At 69.4% G+C, this 15,677-nt stretch carries 14 protein-coding genes and 1 pseudogene; 10 read left to right on the forward strand and 5 right to left on the reverse strand.

Annotation, left to right across the window (positions count from 1 at the left end; genetic code table 11):
• From ACFYVR_RS07940 to ACFYVR_RS07970, 7 genes are all read left to right on the forward strand, one after another.
• On the forward strand, positions 1-1,248 hold the full coding sequence (locus tag ACFYVR_RS07940; protein WP_387471440.1) for an acyl-CoA dehydrogenase family protein: 1,248 nt from the start codon (positions 1-3) through the stop codon (positions 1,246-1,248).
• A complete protein-coding gene (locus tag ACFYVR_RS07945) occupies positions 1,245-2,483 on the forward strand; it encodes an LLM class flavin-dependent oxidoreductase (protein ID WP_387471442.1) in 1,239 nt (412 codons plus the stop codon). The genes ACFYVR_RS07940 and ACFYVR_RS07945 overlap by 4 nt, the downstream gene beginning before the upstream one ends.
• A 10-nt stretch (positions 2,484-2,493) precedes the next feature.
• A complete protein-coding gene (locus ACFYVR_RS07950; protein ID WP_387471444.1) occupies positions 2,494-3,420 on the forward strand; it encodes an LLM class flavin-dependent oxidoreductase in 927 nt (308 codons plus the stop codon).
• Positions 3,417-4,667, forward strand: coding sequence for an acyl-CoA dehydrogenase family protein (locus tag ACFYVR_RS07955; protein ID WP_387471446.1), 1,251 nt, complete (start codon positions 3,417-3,419; stop codon positions 4,665-4,667). The genes ACFYVR_RS07950 and ACFYVR_RS07955 overlap by 4 nt, the downstream gene beginning before the upstream one ends.
• Before the next feature lie 91 nt (positions 4,668-4,758).
• Entirely contained in the window at positions 4,759-5,787 is a 1,029-nt protein-coding gene (locus ACFYVR_RS07960) for an aldo/keto reductase (RefSeq protein WP_387471448.1), read from the forward strand.
• A gap of 62 nt (positions 5,788-5,849) precedes the next feature.
• Positions 5,850-6,872, forward strand: a complete 1,023-nt coding sequence (locus tag ACFYVR_RS07965) for an aldo/keto reductase (protein WP_387471450.1) — start codon at positions 5,850-5,852, stop codon at positions 6,870-6,872.
• 136 nt (positions 6,873-7,008) lie between these two features.
• Entirely contained in the window at positions 7,009-7,473 is a 465-nt protein-coding gene (locus ACFYVR_RS07970) for a PPOX class F420-dependent oxidoreductase (protein ID WP_387471452.1), read from the forward strand.
• Positions 7,474-7,495: 22 nt separating this feature from the next.
• Here the strand turns inward: ACFYVR_RS07970 and ACFYVR_RS07975 are convergent, their stop codons facing one another.
• Both ACFYVR_RS07975 and ACFYVR_RS07980 read right to left on the reverse strand, forming a co-directional pair.
• Positions 7,496-8,236: an amidohydrolase family protein gene (locus ACFYVR_RS07975; RefSeq protein ID WP_387471454.1), complete on the reverse strand. Its 741-nt coding sequence runs from the start codon at positions 8,234-8,236 to the stop codon at positions 7,496-7,498.
• An 86-nt stretch (positions 8,237-8,322) separates the two neighbouring features.
• Entirely contained in the window at positions 8,323-9,690 is a 1,368-nt protein-coding gene (locus tag ACFYVR_RS07980) for an FAD-dependent oxidoreductase (RefSeq protein ID WP_387471456.1), read from the reverse strand.
• 362 nt (positions 9,691-10,052) lie between these two features.
• On the opposite strand from ACFYVR_RS07980, the gene ACFYVR_RS07985 reads away from it, so the two are divergent.
• Positions 10,053-10,469, forward strand: coding sequence for a rhodanese-like domain-containing protein (locus ACFYVR_RS07985; RefSeq protein ID WP_387471458.1), 417 nt, complete (start codon positions 10,053-10,055; stop codon positions 10,467-10,469).
• Positions 10,466-11,689, forward strand: coding sequence for an O-succinylhomoserine sulfhydrylase (locus ACFYVR_RS07990; protein ID WP_387471460.1), 1,224 nt, complete (start codon positions 10,466-10,468; stop codon positions 11,687-11,689). Before ACFYVR_RS07985 ends, ACFYVR_RS07990 begins: the two co-directional genes overlap by 4 nt.
• A 130-nt stretch (positions 11,690-11,819) precedes the next feature.
• Here ACFYVR_RS07990 and ACFYVR_RS07995 read toward each other — a convergent pair.
• From ACFYVR_RS07995 to ACFYVR_RS08005, 3 genes and pseudogenes are all read right to left on the reverse strand, one after another.
• Positions 11,820-12,600: pseudogene (locus ACFYVR_RS07995) on the reverse strand (SDR family NAD(P)-dependent oxidoreductase).
• A 75-nt stretch (positions 12,601-12,675) separates the two neighbouring features.
• A complete protein-coding gene (locus ACFYVR_RS08000) occupies positions 12,676-13,530 on the reverse strand; it encodes an LLM class F420-dependent oxidoreductase (protein WP_387471462.1) in 855 nt (284 codons plus the stop codon).
• Positions 13,531-13,622: 92 nt separating this feature from the next.
• A complete protein-coding gene (locus ACFYVR_RS08005; protein ID WP_387471464.1) occupies positions 13,623-14,426 on the reverse strand; it encodes an HAD-IIA family hydrolase in 804 nt (267 codons plus the stop codon).
• Between the two features lie 195 nt (positions 14,427-14,621).
• Here ACFYVR_RS08005 and ACFYVR_RS08010 point away from each other — a divergent pair, with 195 nt between their 5' ends.
• Entirely contained in the window at positions 14,622-15,671 is a 1,050-nt protein-coding gene (locus ACFYVR_RS08010; protein WP_387471466.1) for an LLM class flavin-dependent oxidoreductase, read from the forward strand.
• Positions 15,672-15,677 lie beyond the last annotated feature (6 nt).

The following is a 15,677-nucleotide window of genomic DNA, read 5'->3' on the forward strand; positions in this document are numbered from 1 at the left end:
GTGGATACACGCACGGTGCCGCCGACGGGCGGGCAACCGTCCACGCTCGACGAGGCCCTGGCCCGGATCCGGCGGATCTTCGCCGAGCTGGCCGAGGGTGCGGGCGAGCGTGATCTGTCCGGCGAGCACCCGTACGAGCTGGTGCAGCAGCTGGCCGACGCGGGATTCGGACGGTTGCGGGTGCCGCGCGAGTACGGCGGCTTCGACGTCGACCTGCAGACGCTGTTCGCCCTGCTCGCGGAGGCCGGTCAGGCCGACTCGAACGTGCCGCAGATCTGGCGCGGGCACTTCACCACCACCGAGATCCTGCGCCTGGAAACCGATCCCGACGTGCGCCGCACGTGGTTGCGGAGGGTGTCCGAAGGGGCGGTCTTCGGGAACGCGCAGTCCGAGCCGTCGGCGCAGGTCGCCGGGCTCGGCCCGGGGGAGGGCTGGGGTTCGATCACCACCGGCGTCCGGCGGACCGACACCGGTGACCGGGTGGTGTCGGGCACCAAGTTCTACTCCACGGGTGCACGATTCGCCGACTACATCCGCGCTGCAGTCGCGGACGGCGAGGGCGGACGCAGTTTCGTCGTCATCCCGGCACGCCATCCCGGTGTGGTCCACGTCGACGACTGGGACGGCATCGGACAACGCCAGACCGGCAGTGGAACAACAGTTTTCACCGACGTCCCGGTCGAGGACCACGGTGACGTGGGCAGGGCCGAGGACGCGGTGCGGGGCCTGAACTCGTTCGTGCAGATCGTGCATCTGGCCAACCTCGTCGGCATCGTGCGCAGCGTCGTCGCCGAGACGATCGACGTGGTGCGGAGTCGCACCCGCACGAGTCTGCACGCCCTCAGCCGGGACGCCACCGCGGATCCCGACGTCCTCGCGGTGATCGGAGACCTCCACGTCCGCAGGCGGACCGCGGAGGCCCTGCTCGCCCACGCGGTGGCGGGACTGGAGGCGGCCCACGCGGCCGGGACGGAGGACGCCTACGTCGACGCCTACGTCGAGACGTCCGCCGCGCAGCGGGGAGTCGTCGACGCGGTCCTCGACGCGGCGACCCACGCGTTCGACGCGGGCGGGTCGTCGACGGTCCGCGGCAGCGTCCACCTCGACCGGCACTGGCGCAACGCCCGCACCCTCGCCTCACACAATCCCGTCGTCTACAAGCCGCGGGTGATCGGCGACTACCTCGTCAACGCACATGGCCCGGTGTCCGGCTACTACGCCGGCCGGACCGGAAGGACACCATCGTGACCAGACAACTCCACCTGAACGTCAACATCCTGAACGCGGGTGTCTTCGGAGGCTCGTGGCGTTTTCCCGGCACCGACGCCCTGGCCAGCTACGGCATCGACCACTACACGTCGATCGCGAAGAAGGCCGAGCAGGCAAAACTCGACGCGGTGTTCCTCGCCGACGGGCCCCTGCTCGACCCGAGCATCCGGCACCGCACCGGAAACAACCTCGAACCGACCACCGTGCTGGCGCGGGTCGCCGCGCAGACCGAGGCGATCGGTCTGATCGGAACACTGTCGTCCTCGTACAACGACCCCGACGAGATCGCCCGCAGGCTCGGCGATCTCGACCACATCAGCGGCGGCAGGTTCGGCTGGAACGTGGTGACGACGGCGGGCCCGATCGCGGCCCGCAACTTCGGGCGCGAGGGCGAACCCGATCACGCACTGCGGTATCGGCGCGCGGCGACCCTGGTCGAACGCGTCGTCGCCGACTGGGCCGCGCGCACCGAACAGGTGTCCCCGCAGGGACGTCCGGTGGTGGTGCAGGCCGGGGGTTCCAGCGACGGCAGGAAGCTCGCGTCCCGGGTCGGCGAGGTGATCTTCTCCGCCGACCAGGACATCGACCACGCGCGGGCCTTCCGGGCCGAACTGCGCGACGGCGCACGACAGTTCGGCCGCAATCCCGACGACATCGTGGTACTGCCGGGGTTGTCGACGGTACTGGGCAGCACCGAAGCCGAAGCCAGGGAACGTCGCGAACTTCTCGACTCCCTCCTGCCCGACGCCTACGCGCGCGCCCGCCTCGCCGGCCAGCTCGGCTTCCCCCTCGACGGCCTCTCCGACGACGAACCGATTCCGGCCGAGCTGCTGCGTGATCCGGACCTTGCGGACGGCTCGCAGACCTTCTACCGGGTGGTGCGCGAGATCATCGAGAAGGAGAATCCGACACTCGGGCAGCTGCTCAAGAAGCTCTCCGGCGGCGGCGGACACCGGATCGTCGTCGGCACCCCGGAACAGGTCGCGGACGACATCGAGCGGTGGTTCCGGTACGGGGCGGCGGACGGCTTCAACGTGATGCCGGACGTACTGCCCTCCGGCTTCGACGATTTCGCCGACCACCTGGTGCCGGAGCTGCAGCGCCGCGGACTGTTCCGCACCGACTACGAGGGCACCACGCTGCGTGGGCACCTCGGACTGGGTCTGCCGAGCGCACCCGCGCCGGCGGACCGTCATCTCGTGAGCGCAGGATGAGGAGAAGTCGATGACCGTTCTGATCGAACTCGCGGTCGGCGATCCGCGCGCAGGTACGCGGCACGTGTCGCCGGCCGATGCCGACGCGCTCGCCGCGATCGCACAGGACCTGGGCGCCACCGGGTTGCGGCTCGTCGACCGGGCCGACAACCGGATCGCCGTGGACCCGTCGGTGGCCGCCGCGTATCTCGCAGGCCGACACCACGCGCTGACCTACGTGATCGACGCGGCGACCACCCACAACGCGCCCTACAACCTCGCGCGGCGCGTCCTGTCGTTCGACCGCGCCACCGGGGGCGGCGTCGGGCTGGTGCTCCGGCCCGGCAGCGGTGACGAGGTGAGCGACGCGGTCACCCCCGATCCGCACGCCGCGGACCCGGCCGAGCGGTGGCTCGAGTACGTCGACGTCCTGGCCGGACTGTGGGTGTCGTTCCCGCGTGAGGCACTGCTCGGTGACCAGGAGCAGGGTGTGGTCGCGGACGTCGAGCGCATCCGCCCGATCGACCACGCGGGCCGGTTCTACCGGGTCGCGGGGCCACTGGACGGACCGGCGTCGGTGCACGGCCGACCCGCGGTGATCGCCGCGGACTCCGCCGCACTGGGCTGGGACCGGGTCGCGGCGGTCGCCGATGCGGTGATCGTCGACGCCGACGACATCGCCGGTGCGGACGCCGCGTTGACGACCGCGCTCGAGGCGGTGGGTCGCCGCCGGTCCGACGTCGCGCTACTGGGCCGGATCGACGGTCGTGGCGACCCGGCAGTCCTGCGGGAGTGGGCGTCGGCGGCCGGAGTCGACGGATTCGTGCTGGCGCCGACCGGCGACGCCGCGAGCATCGCCGACACGGTGCGCCGTACCGTGCCGGCCGTCGCATCGCCGGCGCGAGGATCGCTGCACTCGGTGCTGCGCCGCCGCGAGCTCGCGGGAGTGCCCGCATGACCGCCGTGCACACGGAGGACACGAGCGTGCCGGTACCGGAGAACCTGCTGCCCGGGGAGTTCGGGTCGGCCGCACCGACGGTGTCCGGCATCCGGGCGTCCATCGCCCCGATCCTCGAACGGATCGGCGCCACCGCCAGCGCCCGGGAGGACACCCGGGACTACGCATTCGACGAGGTGCGGGCACTGGCCGCGCGCCGCATCGGGCTGACCGGCATCGCGCGCAGCGACGGCGGTGCCGGCGGTTCCGTGCGTGAGGTGGCCGATCTCGTCATCGACATCGCCCGGGCCGACTCCAACATCGCACAGGCCCTGCGACCGACCTTCCTGATCGCCAACCAGATCGCCGCCCGCAGCGAGGTCCCGCATCGCGCGGTGAACCTCGAGCGACTGCGCGGCGGGGCACTGTTCGCGGGCACCGGCAACGAACGCAACGGGGGCGCGAGCGGAAGCGTCTCCACGACGGCGCGCCGCGTCGACGGGGGATGGATCGTCTCCGGCCGGAAGTACTACTCGACCGGTGGGCTGTACGCGTCGTACTTCTCCTCGCAGGCCGTCACCGACGACGGCACGATCCTGCGATTCACCGTCCCCACCGACCGTCCCGGGCTCGAGCGGCTCGACGACTTCGACGCGGTCGGACAGCGACTGACGCAGAGCGGCTCCACCCACCTGCACGAGCTGCTGGTCCGCGACGACGAGGTCGTGGTGGCCGGCGAGGACCGGCCCGACAATCCGTGGGGCGGATCCTTCGCGCAGCTCTATCTGGCAGCGGTGCAGGCCGGGATCGCGGCCCGAGCACTGGACGACGCGGTCGGGTTCGTCCGGGAGAAGGCCCGCCCGATCAAGCACAGTTCCGCGTCGAGCAGCGTCGACGACCCGTACGTCCGCGAGACGGTGGGTCAGATCGGGGCGCGGGCACGGGCCGCGCGAGCGGTGGTCCTGGTGGCGGCCGAGTCGCTGCAGGACCTGCGCGGCACGACCGGCGAGGCCGCACGGCGCGCCGGTGCCGACGCGGCGGTGGCCGTCGCCGAGGCCGGGACGATCGCGATCGAGTCGGCGCTGACGGCCACCGAGCTCCTCTTCGACGTCGGTGGCGGCTCGATCACCAACCGGGACCTCGGATTCGACCGCCACTGGCGCAACGCCCGCACCGCGGCGAACCACAATCCGCGACAGTGGAAGGCGGCCGTCGCCGGTGCCTACCACCTCACCGGCGAGGAACCTCCCACCACCGGACTCTTCTGAACCCGGGCCGTCGAGCTCCGGCCTTCCCCACTTTCCGCTCGGCTCGGGCACTTCCGGCCGGCCACCCCGCACACGATCCGAAAGGACATCCATGACCATCGAGGTCACCCGCGTACTCGGGCGCACCGGAGTTCGGCTGACGCCGCTGACCCTGGGCGCCATGAACTTCGGCCGCTGGCAGGAGGAGGACGAGAGCCTCCGCATCATCGACGCCGCACTCGATGCGGGCATCTCGTCGATCGACACCGCCGACGTGTACGAGCAGGGCGTCTCGGAGCAGATCGTCGGCAAGGCGATCAAGGGCCGTCGCGAGAGCGTGTTCCTCGCGACGAAGTTCAACGGCCAGATCGGCACCGACCCGCGGAACGCGGGACACTCGCGGCGCTGGGTGGTCCGCGCCGTCGAGGACAGTCTGCGGCGCCTCGGCACGGACTGGATCGACCTCTACCAGGCGCACCGCCCCGATCCGCACACGAGCCTGCACGAAACCCTTCAGACGCTCAACGACCTGATCCACCAGGGCAAGATCCGGTACTACGGCACCTCGGTCTTCCCCGCGCACCTGCAGGTGGAGGCGCACTGGCTCGCCGAGAAGTACGGACTGATCGCCCCGCACACCGAGCAGCTGCCGTACTCGCTGCTGGTGCGTGGTGCCGAGCGGGAAGTCTTCCCGGTGGTGCAGAAGTACGGCGTCGGCGTCATCTCGTACGGCCCCCTCGCGGCCGGCTGGCTGTCCGGCAGGTACCGGATCGGCGGCGAGCAGCCCGAATCCGCACGTGCCGACCTCATCCCGGGACGATTCGACGTTGCGGCGCAGCGCAATCAGCGCAAGCTGGCGGCGGCCGACGCCCTGGCCCGCCTTGCCGAGGAGAACGGCCTGACCCTCGTCGACCTGTCGATCGCCTTCGCGCTGAACCACCCGGCGATCAGCAGCGTCATCATCGGGCCCCGCACCCAGGAACACCTCGAGGCCTACCTGAAGGCGGCGACGGTGGAACTGAGCGCGGACGTCCTCGACCGGATCGACGAGATCGTCGATCCCGGAACCCAATTCCTCGAACGCGACACCGGCCGCGACACCCCGTCGCTGCAGCCGGCCGCGCTGCGTCGCAACCCCTGATCCACCCCTGCTTGGCCACCCACCCACCAGCACGACCCACCACCGGAAGGGCACACCCACCCATGTCGTACGAACTGAACTACACCGCGGACCCCGACCGCTACACCAAGATCCCCTACCGCCGCACCGGCAAGTCGGGACTGGACCTGTCCGCGTTCTCGTTCGGTCTGTGGCAGAAGTTCGGCACCGACTACCCGTTCGAGACGCAGCGCGAAATCATCCTGCACGCCTTCGATCTCGGTATCACGCACTTCGACAACGCCGACCGCTACGGGCCGCCGCACCGGGCCGCGCAGAAGAACTTCGGCAAGGTGCTCGCCAAGGACCTGGCGTCGTACCGCGACGAGATCATCCTGTCGACCAAGGCGGGCAACCAGATCGGCCCCAGCCCGTACCTCAAGGGCGGCTCCCGCAAGTCGCTGCTGGCGTCCCTCGACCACAGCCTGCGCGACCTGGGCACCGACTACGTCGACATCTTCTACAGCCACAGCCCGGACGAGTCGACGCCGCTGGAGGAGACCGTCGGCGCACTGGTCTCCGCGGTGCAGCAGGGCAAGGCGCTCTACGTCGGCATCTCCAACTACAAGCCGGAGCGTGCGCATCAGGCCGCCGAGCTGCTGCGTGAGGCCGGTGTGCCGCTGCTGATCCACCAGCCGCGCTACTCGATCTTCGACCGCAGCATCGAACAGAACGGCCTGCTGGACGTCGCCGAGAAGGACGGCTTCGGACTGATCACGTATTCGCCTCTCGCACAGGGCCTGCTGACGAACAAGTACCTCGAGAGCATCCCGGAGGGTGCCCGCGCGGTGAACAGCACCTTCCTCTCGCCGGACGCCATCACCGAGACCTACCGGCAGCGCGCGGCCGAGCTGAACAAGCTCGCCGAGGCCCGCGGACAGTCGCTGGCGCAGCTGGCGCTGCAGTGGGTGCTCCGCCAGCCGGCAGTCACGTCCGCGCTGGTCGGTGCGAGCTCCACCTGGCAGCTCGACCACAACCTGAAGGCACTCGAGTTCCCGCCGCTGACGGACGAGGAACTCGCGATCATCGACGAGCACGGCGTGCACGGCACCGGGCTGAACCTCTGACCCGACCGATCTCCGACAGGCCGGCGGGCGCCACGGCGCCCGACCGGCCTGTCGGGCTGTCGGGGATACGCCGACGTGTCGCGCGTATCGGGGATACTCGGCGGGCACGTGCACACCGACCCGGGAAGGTGGACCCATGGCCCGCAAGATCGCGACGACGACCCGCATCGAGCGCGAGGAGATGCTCGAGTTCCTCCGGGGCCGCAGCAATGCCGTGCTGTTGACCACGCGCTCCGACGGCTCGCCGCAGCTCAGTCCCGTCACGTACGGCGCCGACGCCGAGGGCCGGGTGCTCGTCTCGACGTATCCCGACCGCGCCAAGGCGGTGAACCTGCGCCGCCGGCCGGCGGCGTCGCTGATCTCGCTCGGCGCCGACTTCAACGACGCGTGGATCCAGGTCGACGGCACCGCGGAGGTCGTCGACCAGCCCGATTCGGTCGAGCCGCTGGTGGAGTACTACCGGTCGATCGCCGGCGAGCACCCCGACTGGGACGAGTACCGCGAGGCGATGGTGACGCAGGGCAAGTCCCTGATCCGGTTGACGATCACCCGGTGGGGTCCGATCGCGACCGGCGGGTTCCCGCCGCACCTGGCCGGGTGACCGCAGGCCACGGCACGCGCCGTCAGATGCGGTAGAAGGTACGCGCGTTGCCGCCGAGGACCGCGGCCAACCCGTCGCCGACGGCCTCGGTGACGATGTCGAGATCGTTGCGTTCGAAGGCACGACGGGCCCGGGTGCCGGGAAGGTCGGTACCGAACATCAGCGCGGACGGGTTGACGGCGTGGATAGCCCGCAGCGCGTCACCGACGTCGTCGATGGTGGCGCGGCCGAATCCGGTCGCCTTCACCTTCGCGCCGCGGTCGACGAGATTGAGCAGGTACGGCAGGCCGCGGGTCGACATGCCGAGATGATCGATGCAGACGGCGGGCAGCTTCTTGAACACCGGTTCGAGGGACAGCAGCAGCGAGGCGTCGACGTAGAACTCGGCGTGCCACCCCACGAGTTCCCACGCCCGCAGTGCCTGCGTGGTCAGCAGTTTCATGTCGGTGGCGCTGCGGCGCAGGTTGAACCGCACGGCCCGCACGCCCGCGCGGTCGAGAGCGACGATGTCCTCGTCGGTCGCGTCCGGTTCCAGATGCGTGACGCCCACCCAGCCTGGGCCGAGGTCCTTCAGTGCCGCCACCAGGTAGTCCTGGTCGGTGCCCTGATAGGACGCGGTCACGACGGCACCACCGTTGACGTCGATGCCGAATCCGGCCACCCGGGAGCGATAGTCGGCGACCGTGAACGGCTCCGGCAGGTAGCCGTGGTTCGCGACCAATGGGAACCGCGGATCGATGATGTGCACGTGGGCGTCAAACACGGGTGAAGGATGCCTTGTCGATGACACGAGCGTGGCGCCCGGGGGTCCCGGACGCCACGCTCGTCAGATGAAATGCTGCGCGGAACCTACTGCTGGGACGCGCGGAGCATGTCCTCGCGCTCGACGACCTTGATGCGCTCGCGGCCGTGCGGTTCGCCGAGGCTGCGCTCGTGGGCGTCGAGCCGGTACCAGCCGTCCCAGGTGGTGTAGGGCAGGCTCTTGGACTCGAGGAACTCGATGATCGCGTTCTCGTCGGGGGACGTCGCGCCGGCGAAGTTCGGGGCGTCGGCGAGCAGGTTCGCGACGGTCTCGTTGGCGTCGCCCTTGGTGTGGCCGATCAGGCCGACGGGTCCACGCTTGATCCAGCCGGTGACGTAGGTGGCGTCGATGTGCTTGCCGTCGTCGCCGATGACACGTCCGGCCTCGTTGGGGACGGTGCCGGCCTGGTCGTCGAACGGCAGCGTGGCGATGTTCTGCGACAGGTAGCCGACGGCGCGGTAGACGGCCTGCACGTCCCAGTCGTTGAACTTGCCGGTGCCGCGGACGTTGCCGGTGCCGTCCAGCTCGGTGCGCTCGGTGCGCAGGCCGACGACCTTGCCGTCCTCGCCGAGGACCTCGGTGGGGGACTCGAAGAAGTGCAGGAACAGCTTGTGCGGGCGGTTTCCGACGTCGCGGATGGCCCAGTCCTGCAGGGTGTTGGCGACCATGTCGACCTGCTTGGAGTTGCGGCGCGCCTGCTCCGAGCCCTCGTCGTAGTCGATGTCCTCGGGGTCGACGATGACCTCGATGGTCGGGGAGTGGTCGAGTTCACGCAGCTCGAGCGGGGTGAACTTGGCCTGCGCGGGGCCGCGGCGGCCGAAGACGTGCACCTCGACGGCCTTGTTGGCCTTGAGTCCCTCGTAGACGTTCGCGGGGATCTCGGTCGGGAGCAGCTCGTCGCCGGTCTTGGCGAGGACGCGGGCGATGTCGAGGGCGACGTTGCCGACGCCGAGGACCGCGACCTTCTCGGCGTGCAGGGGCCACTCGCGCGGGACGTCGGGGTGGCCGTCGTACCAGGAGACGAAGTCGGCGGCGCCGTAGCTGCCGTCGAGGTCGATGCCGGGGATGTCCAGGGCACGGTCGGCGTTGGCGCCGGTGGAGAAGATCACCGCGTCGTAGAAGGCGCGCAGGTCGTCGAGGGTGATGTCGGTGCCGTAGTCGAGGTTGCCGAGCAGGCGGACCTGCGGCTTGTCGAGGACCTTGTGCAGGGCGGTGATGATGCCCTTGATGCGCGGATGGTCGGGGGCGACGCCGTAGCGGATGAGTCCGAACGGGGCGGGCATGCGCTCGAAGAGGTCGATGCTGACACCGCGGCCGGCGGCGGTGTCGGACTTCATGAGGGCGTCGGCGGCGTAGATGCCGGCCGGGCCGGCACCGACGATGGCGATCCGGAGCGGACGATTCTGGTCAGTCATCTCGAACGAACTACCTTTGCGGCTAGCGGACGGACGTTTCGGGTTCCTCGGGCCGGGCCGTAGTGACAGTGGCTGGAGCGACCAGCGACCGGACTGCGACGTGCGGCGCGTCCCCAGTTTACTGAGCCGTACCTAACTTGTGTGGAGCGGCCTGTGCCGGACCCTCCTCGATCCTCCGCCCCCGTGGGGGAGTCCGCTAGGGCATCTCGCCTTGAGGGGGCACAATCCGCGTTTGTGGCCTCGATGATTCGGGCACCCGCGGTCGACCGCCACCATTGCGATCACACCGATCCGAACCCTTGACGGGTTCGCGGCACCGCGGCGGCGTGAGGCACCCCGGGAGGTTGTGAAAAACTGTGCCCATGAGCTACGCCGGTGACCTCACCCCCCAGCAGGCATGGGACCTGCTACGCGAGCATCCCCAGGCCGTCCTGGTCGATGTCCGCACCGATGCCGAATGGCGTTTCGTCGGTGTTCCCGACATCTCCGAACTCGATCGCGAACTGCACACGATCGAGTGGGTGTCGTACTCCGGCGACCGCAACACCGCGTTCGTCGACCAGCTGCAGGCGGCCGGGATCGCCGGCGGCGACGGCGCCGAGGTCATCTTCCTGTGTCGGTCGGGTCAGCGCTCGATCGGTGCCGCCGAGGCCGCGACGGCCGCCGGCATCACCCCGTCCTACAACGTCCTCGACGGGTTCGAGGGCGGTCTCGACAGTGACGGTCATCGTGGCGGCGCCGGATGGCGTGCCGTCGGACTCGCGTGGAGGCAGTCGTGAGCAACATTCCCAGCGGCGGCGCCTTCTCCAAGGCCCTGCCCGACTCGATCCGCCCGGCCACCCTCGGCGTCCGCGGCGGACTGATGCGCTCCGGCTTCGAGGAGACGTCCGAGGCGATCTACCTCAACTCCGGGTTCGTGTACGAATCCGCCGAGGCGGCCGAGCAGGCGTTCACCGGCGAGATCGACCACTTCGTCTACTCCCGCTACGGCAACCCGACCGTGAAGATGTTCGAGGAGCGGCTGCGGCTGCTCGACGGCGCGGAGGGCTGCTACGCCACCGCGTCCGGCATGTCGGCGGTGTTCACCGCGCTTGGCGCCCTGCTCGGCAAGGGCGATCGCCTCGTCGCGGCGCGGAGCCTGTTCGGTTCCTGCTTCGTGGTGTGCAACGAGATCCTGCCGCGCTGGGGTGTCGAGACGGTGTTCGTCGACGGCGAGGACCTCGACCAGTGGGAGCAGGCCCTGTCGGTGCCGACCACGGCTGTGTTCTTCGAGACCCCGTCGAACCCGATGCAGACCCTCGTCGACGTCCGCAAGGTGTCCGAGATGGCGCACGCCGCGGGCGCGAAGGTGGTGCTGGACAACGTCTTCGCCACCCCGCTGCTGCAACGCAGCCTCGACCTCGGTGCCGACGTGATCGTGTACTCGGGCACCAAGCACATCGACGGTCAGGGCCGCGTCCTCGGCGGCGCCATCCTCGGTCCGCAGGACTACATCGACGGGCCGGTGCAGCAGCTGATCCGGCACACCGGCCCGGCACTGAGCCCGTTCAACGCGCACACCCTGCTCAAGGGGCTCGAGACGATGCCGTTGCGGGTGGCGCACTCCGTCGACAGCGCCCTGCGGATCGCGCGGTTCCTCGAGGCCGACGATTCGGTGCGCTGGGTCAAGTACCCCTTCCTCGAGTCGCATCCCCAGCACGAGTTGGCCACCTCCCAGATGAGCGGCGGCGGCACCGTCGTCACCTTCGAACTGGACTCGGCCGAGGGCGAGGGCAAGAAGAAGGCGTTCGAGCTGCTCAACAAGCTGCGCGTCGTCGACATCTCCAACAACCTCGGCGACTCCAAGACGTTGATCACCCACCCGGCGACCACCACGCACCGCGCGATGGGACCCGAGGGGCGCGCCGCGATCGGCCTGTCCGACGGCGTCGTGCGGCTCTCCGTCGGTCTGGAGGATCCCGAGGATCTGCTCGAGGACCTCGCCCAGGCGCTGCGCTGACGCCACCTTCCGCCGTGGTTCCCTGATGTCGCATCGGCTGTCGCCGAGCGAGCCGGTGTGACAATCGGGGACCTGCGGGGAGGAGTTCGAGCGGCGCAGCGCTGTCGTGGCCTGCCGAGCACCGTCGTGGCTACGGACACCCGGGTGTGACGACGGTCCTGCCGCCGTCCACGGTGAGGGTCGTTCCGTTGACGAACGACGCCTCCGGTGATGCCAGGAAGGCCACCGCCGCCACCGTCTCCTCCGGGGTGCCCATCCGTCCCAGCGGGGTCAGCTCCGCCCGGCGGACGTCGGACGAGGTGGTCCCGGCAGTCAGGGTCGAGCCGCATCGCGCGACGTAGTTCACCCGGACCCCGGACCGGCCGAATTCGTGTGCCAGAACGTGCGTCAGGGTCCGCAGACCGCCCTTGGCGACCGAGTACCCGACGACCGACGGATTCGCCTGGATCCCGTCGATCGATCCGACATTGACGATGCTGGCGCCCTCGGTCTTCCGGAGCAGCGGAAACAGTGCCTTGGCCACAACCAGCGGGCCCGTCAGATTCGCGCGAAGACTCCGGGTCGAAGGTCTCGATCTCGAGATCCTCGACCGTGGACACGTTCGCCACCAACTGGGCGTTGACCAGCAGGTCGCAGCGGTCGAGACCGGCGAGTCGGTCGGAAACGAGCGCGAGTCGGTCGATGTCGTCGAGCGCAGCGGTGACGGCGATCGCGTCGGCACCCTGGCTCCGGACCTCCTCGCACACCCGGTCCACCTGTTCGGCCGCGCTGTCGACCACGACAACCGTCGCCCCCGGGACCGCGGCGCGCAGGGATATCGCCCGACCGACCTCGATCGCACCTCCGACGACGACAGTCACGTTTCCCGGTTTCATATCCCACCCGTCACTCGTAGTTCGACTCGTTCGCATCCTGTGCGGACGACATCCGGTGCCGACGACCCCTGTGCCGACGACCTCCGGTGCCCCCTGTGCCGGCGACACGACTCAGTCCAGATGCGCCGCGATCTCGTCGAGGATCGGCAGCACAACGTCCTCGGTGGCGCTGGGCACGTCGACGAGGACGCGGGGGACGTTCATCTCTCGGTACCTGTCGAGGACGGCCCCGAGGTCCGGGCGAAGTGCCTGTCGAGCGGTCACCTGGATGTCGGCGGGGTCGCGGCCCGCTCGCTCGAATTCGACGGCGAGTTGTTTCAGATCGTCCTCGTACGTGTCGACGAGATCGGGTGACATGGGCATCCAGCCGTCCGCCCATCGTGCGATCCTGCGGAATCCGATCCGACCGGCTCGAACGCCCAACAGGATCGGCGGATGCGGGCGCTGGACGGGTTTCGGCCAGACCCAGCTGGGCGACAGCCGGACGTGCTTCCCGTCGTACGACGACTCTTCCTCCGCCCACAGGCTCTTCATCAGTGCGATCTTCTCCTCGACGACGGACCGTCTGTCGCGGGCGTCGAAGCCGTGGTCTTCGAATTCGGCGTCGTTCCAACCGAATCCGACCCCGAGCACGAACCGGCCTCGAGACATGACGTCCAGCGTGGCCACGGCTTTGGCATAGGAGATCGGATCGTGGCCGCCGGGCAGTGCCACGGACGTCCCGACGACCAGACCCGTCGTCGCCGCGACGAAGGTCAGGCCCACGAGGGGATCCCACAGTCGGTAGTAGCGTTCCGGCACACCACCGGCGCCGGGGTAGGCGGTTCCGGCGCTGGGTATGTGGGAGTGCTCGGGCACGAACACCGACTCGAATCCGCGTTGCTCCGCGGCGTGCGCGAAGTCGATCAGTGGCATGGAGATGTCGGTTCCGCCGTAGTGCAGTCCGACCTTCGTCTCGGTCCCCATGTCCGCCCTTCGCGTCGTGTCGCTGCGGTGACCGCAGCATAGCTAACGACGACGACTGGGTGATCAGAGTTGGCGAGTTCGGGTGTCGCGGTTCAGGCGAAGGGGTCGGCGGTGCGGCCGACGAGATCGGCGACGGAATCGAGCACCACCGTCGGTCGGTAGGGGAATGCCTCGACACTCTCCCGGGTCGAGATGCCGGTGAGCACCAGGATCGTCTGCAGCCCCGCCTCGAGCCCGGAGACCACATCGGTGTCCATCCGGTCCCCGATCATCAGCGTGTGCTCCGAGTGCGCCCCGATCGCCCGCAGCGCCGAGCGCATCATCAGCGGGTTCGGCTTGCCGACGTAGTAGGGCTCACGACCCGTCGCCCGGGTGATCAGCGCCGCCACCGAACCTGTCGCCGGCAGCGAACCGTCGCGGGACGGGCCGGTGGCGTCCGGGTTGGTGGCGATGAAGCGGGCGCCACGCTCGACCAGGCGGATCGCCGTGGTGATCGCCTCGAACGAGTAGGTGCGGGTCTCGCCGAGCACCACGTAGTCGGGGTCGTTGTCGGTCAGCACGTACCCGATGTCGTGCAGGGCGGTGGTCAGTCCGGATTCGCCGACGACGTACGCGGTGCCCTCGGGACGCTGGTTGCGTAGGAACGTCGCGGTGGCCAGCGCCGACGTCCAGATCGAGCGCTCCGGGATGTCGAGCCCGGACTTGAGGAGTCGGGCGCGCAGGTCACGCGGTGTGCGGATCGAGTTGTTGGTGAGGACGATGAACGGGGTGCCGGACTCCTGCAGTTCCGCGAGGAACCTGTCCGCGCCGGGAATCAGGTGCTCCTCGTGCACGAGAACCCCGTCCATGTCCATCAGGTACGTCCAGCCGGGTGTCTGCTCGTCGGTGTTCGCCATGCAGCCATTGTCCGTGCCCGGACGCAGGTGAGTCGGTTCCAACCCGCGAGGTGGTGGTCACGGTGGTCGCCGCGGGCAGTTCGAGTCACCTCGACCCGAAAAAAATCACGTCGAACCCAATGGGTGACCGGAGCTGTGTGGTGAGGGACAGTACTGTCCGAGTGCCGACCGTCGAGCCCGAAAGGCCCACTCCGCGTGAAGTTTCTGCTCCTGAGTCTGATCATCCACCATCCCGATCCCGTGACGGGTGAGTGGCTCGACCCGGCCACCCGGCTGAGGGAGGTCGTCGACACCGCCGTGCTCGCGGAGCAACTCGGGTTCGAGGGGTTCGCCGTGGGGGAACGTCACGAGCGGCCGTTCCTCTCCTCGGCGCCGCCGGTGGTGCTCGGCAACATCGCCGCCCGGACCAGCACGCTCGAACTGTGGACCGGCGTGACGACGCTGAGTCTGCTCGACCCTGTTCGCGCGTTCGAGGACTACTCGACGCTGGACAACCTGTCGGGTGGACGCCTGCAGCTGATGATCGGGAAGGGTAACGGCACCGCGCAGGCGGACCTCTTCCACGTCACAACGCAGGATCAGTGGGACCGCAATCGTGAAGGCTACGAGCTGTTCCGGGCCCTGTGGGAGAACGAGACCGTCACCTGGGACGCGCAGTTCCGGCCGTCGCTGGTCGATGCGGTGACCGTGCCGCGCCCGCTGCAGCCGCGATTGACGATCTGGCACGGCAGCGCCACCAGCCGCGACTCCGTCGATCTCGCAGCGAAGTACGGCGATCCGGTGTTCTCGGCGAACGTCACCCATCCGATCGACCCGTACGCCGAGCTGATCGACCACTACCGGCAGCGGTGGGAGGCGTACGGGCACGATCCGGCGGACGCCCGCGTCGGGGCAGGCACCGCCGCGATGTACGTCGCCCGCACGTCACAGGAGGCGGTGGAACGCTACCGGCCCCTGTTCGAGCAGCGACTGGGCTTCGCCCGCGAAACCGGACTGCCGGTCGTGTTCGAGTCGATCGAGGACTTCGTCGACCGCAGCTCCGCCCTGATCGGCAGTCCGCAGCAGATCGTCGACAAGGTGCTGCGCTACCACGACCGTCTCGGCCACGAGGTCATGCACCTGACCGCCGACCGCGGCGGGCTCTCGACCGCCGAGCATCGGGCGAGCCTGGAACTGTTCCAGGCCGAGGTGGCACCGGCGCTGCGAGCAGCGGTTCCTCACCGTGCGGACCTGCCGGTCGCCTGACCGGGT

Source organism: Rhodococcus sp. NPDC003318 (assembly GCF_042879035.1).
In the GTDB taxonomy this organism is placed as follows: domain Bacteria; phylum Actinomycetota; class Actinomycetes; order Mycobacteriales; family Mycobacteriaceae; genus Rhodococcus_G.

Bases quoted from the DNA above. Each gene is read 5' to 3' on its own strand.
- ACFYVR_RS07950 (WP_387471444.1), top strand. From the start codon at position 2,494: ATGACCGTTCTGATCGAACTCGCGGTCGGCGATCCGCGCGCAGGTACG.
- ACFYVR_RS07955 (WP_387471446.1), top strand. From the start codon at position 3,417: ATGACCGCCGTGCACACGGAGGACACGAGCGTGCCGGTACCGGAGAAC.
- ACFYVR_RS07960 (WP_387471448.1), top strand. From the start codon at position 4,759: ATGACCATCGAGGTCACCCGCGTACTCGGGCGCACCGGAGTTCGGCTG.
- ACFYVR_RS07965 (WP_387471450.1), top strand. From the start codon at position 5,850: ATGTCGTACGAACTGAACTACACCGCGGACCCCGACCGCTACACCAAG.
- ACFYVR_RS07970 (WP_387471452.1), top strand. From the start codon at position 7,009: ATGGCCCGCAAGATCGCGACGACGACCCGCATCGAGCGCGAGGAGATG.
- ACFYVR_RS07980 (WP_387471456.1), bottom strand. From the start codon at position 9,690: ATGACTGACCAGAATCGTCCGCTCCGGATCGCCATCGTCGGTGCCGGC.
- ACFYVR_RS07985 (WP_387471458.1), top strand. From the start codon at position 10,053: ATGAGCTACGCCGGTGACCTCACCCCCCAGCAGGCATGGGACCTGCTA.
- ACFYVR_RS08000 (WP_387471462.1), bottom strand. From the start codon at position 13,530: ATGGGGACCGAGACGAAGGTCGGACTGCACTACGGCGGAACCGACATC.
- ACFYVR_RS08005 (WP_387471464.1), bottom strand. From the start codon at position 14,426: ATGGCGAACACCGACGAGCAGACACCCGGCTGGACGTACCTGATGGAC.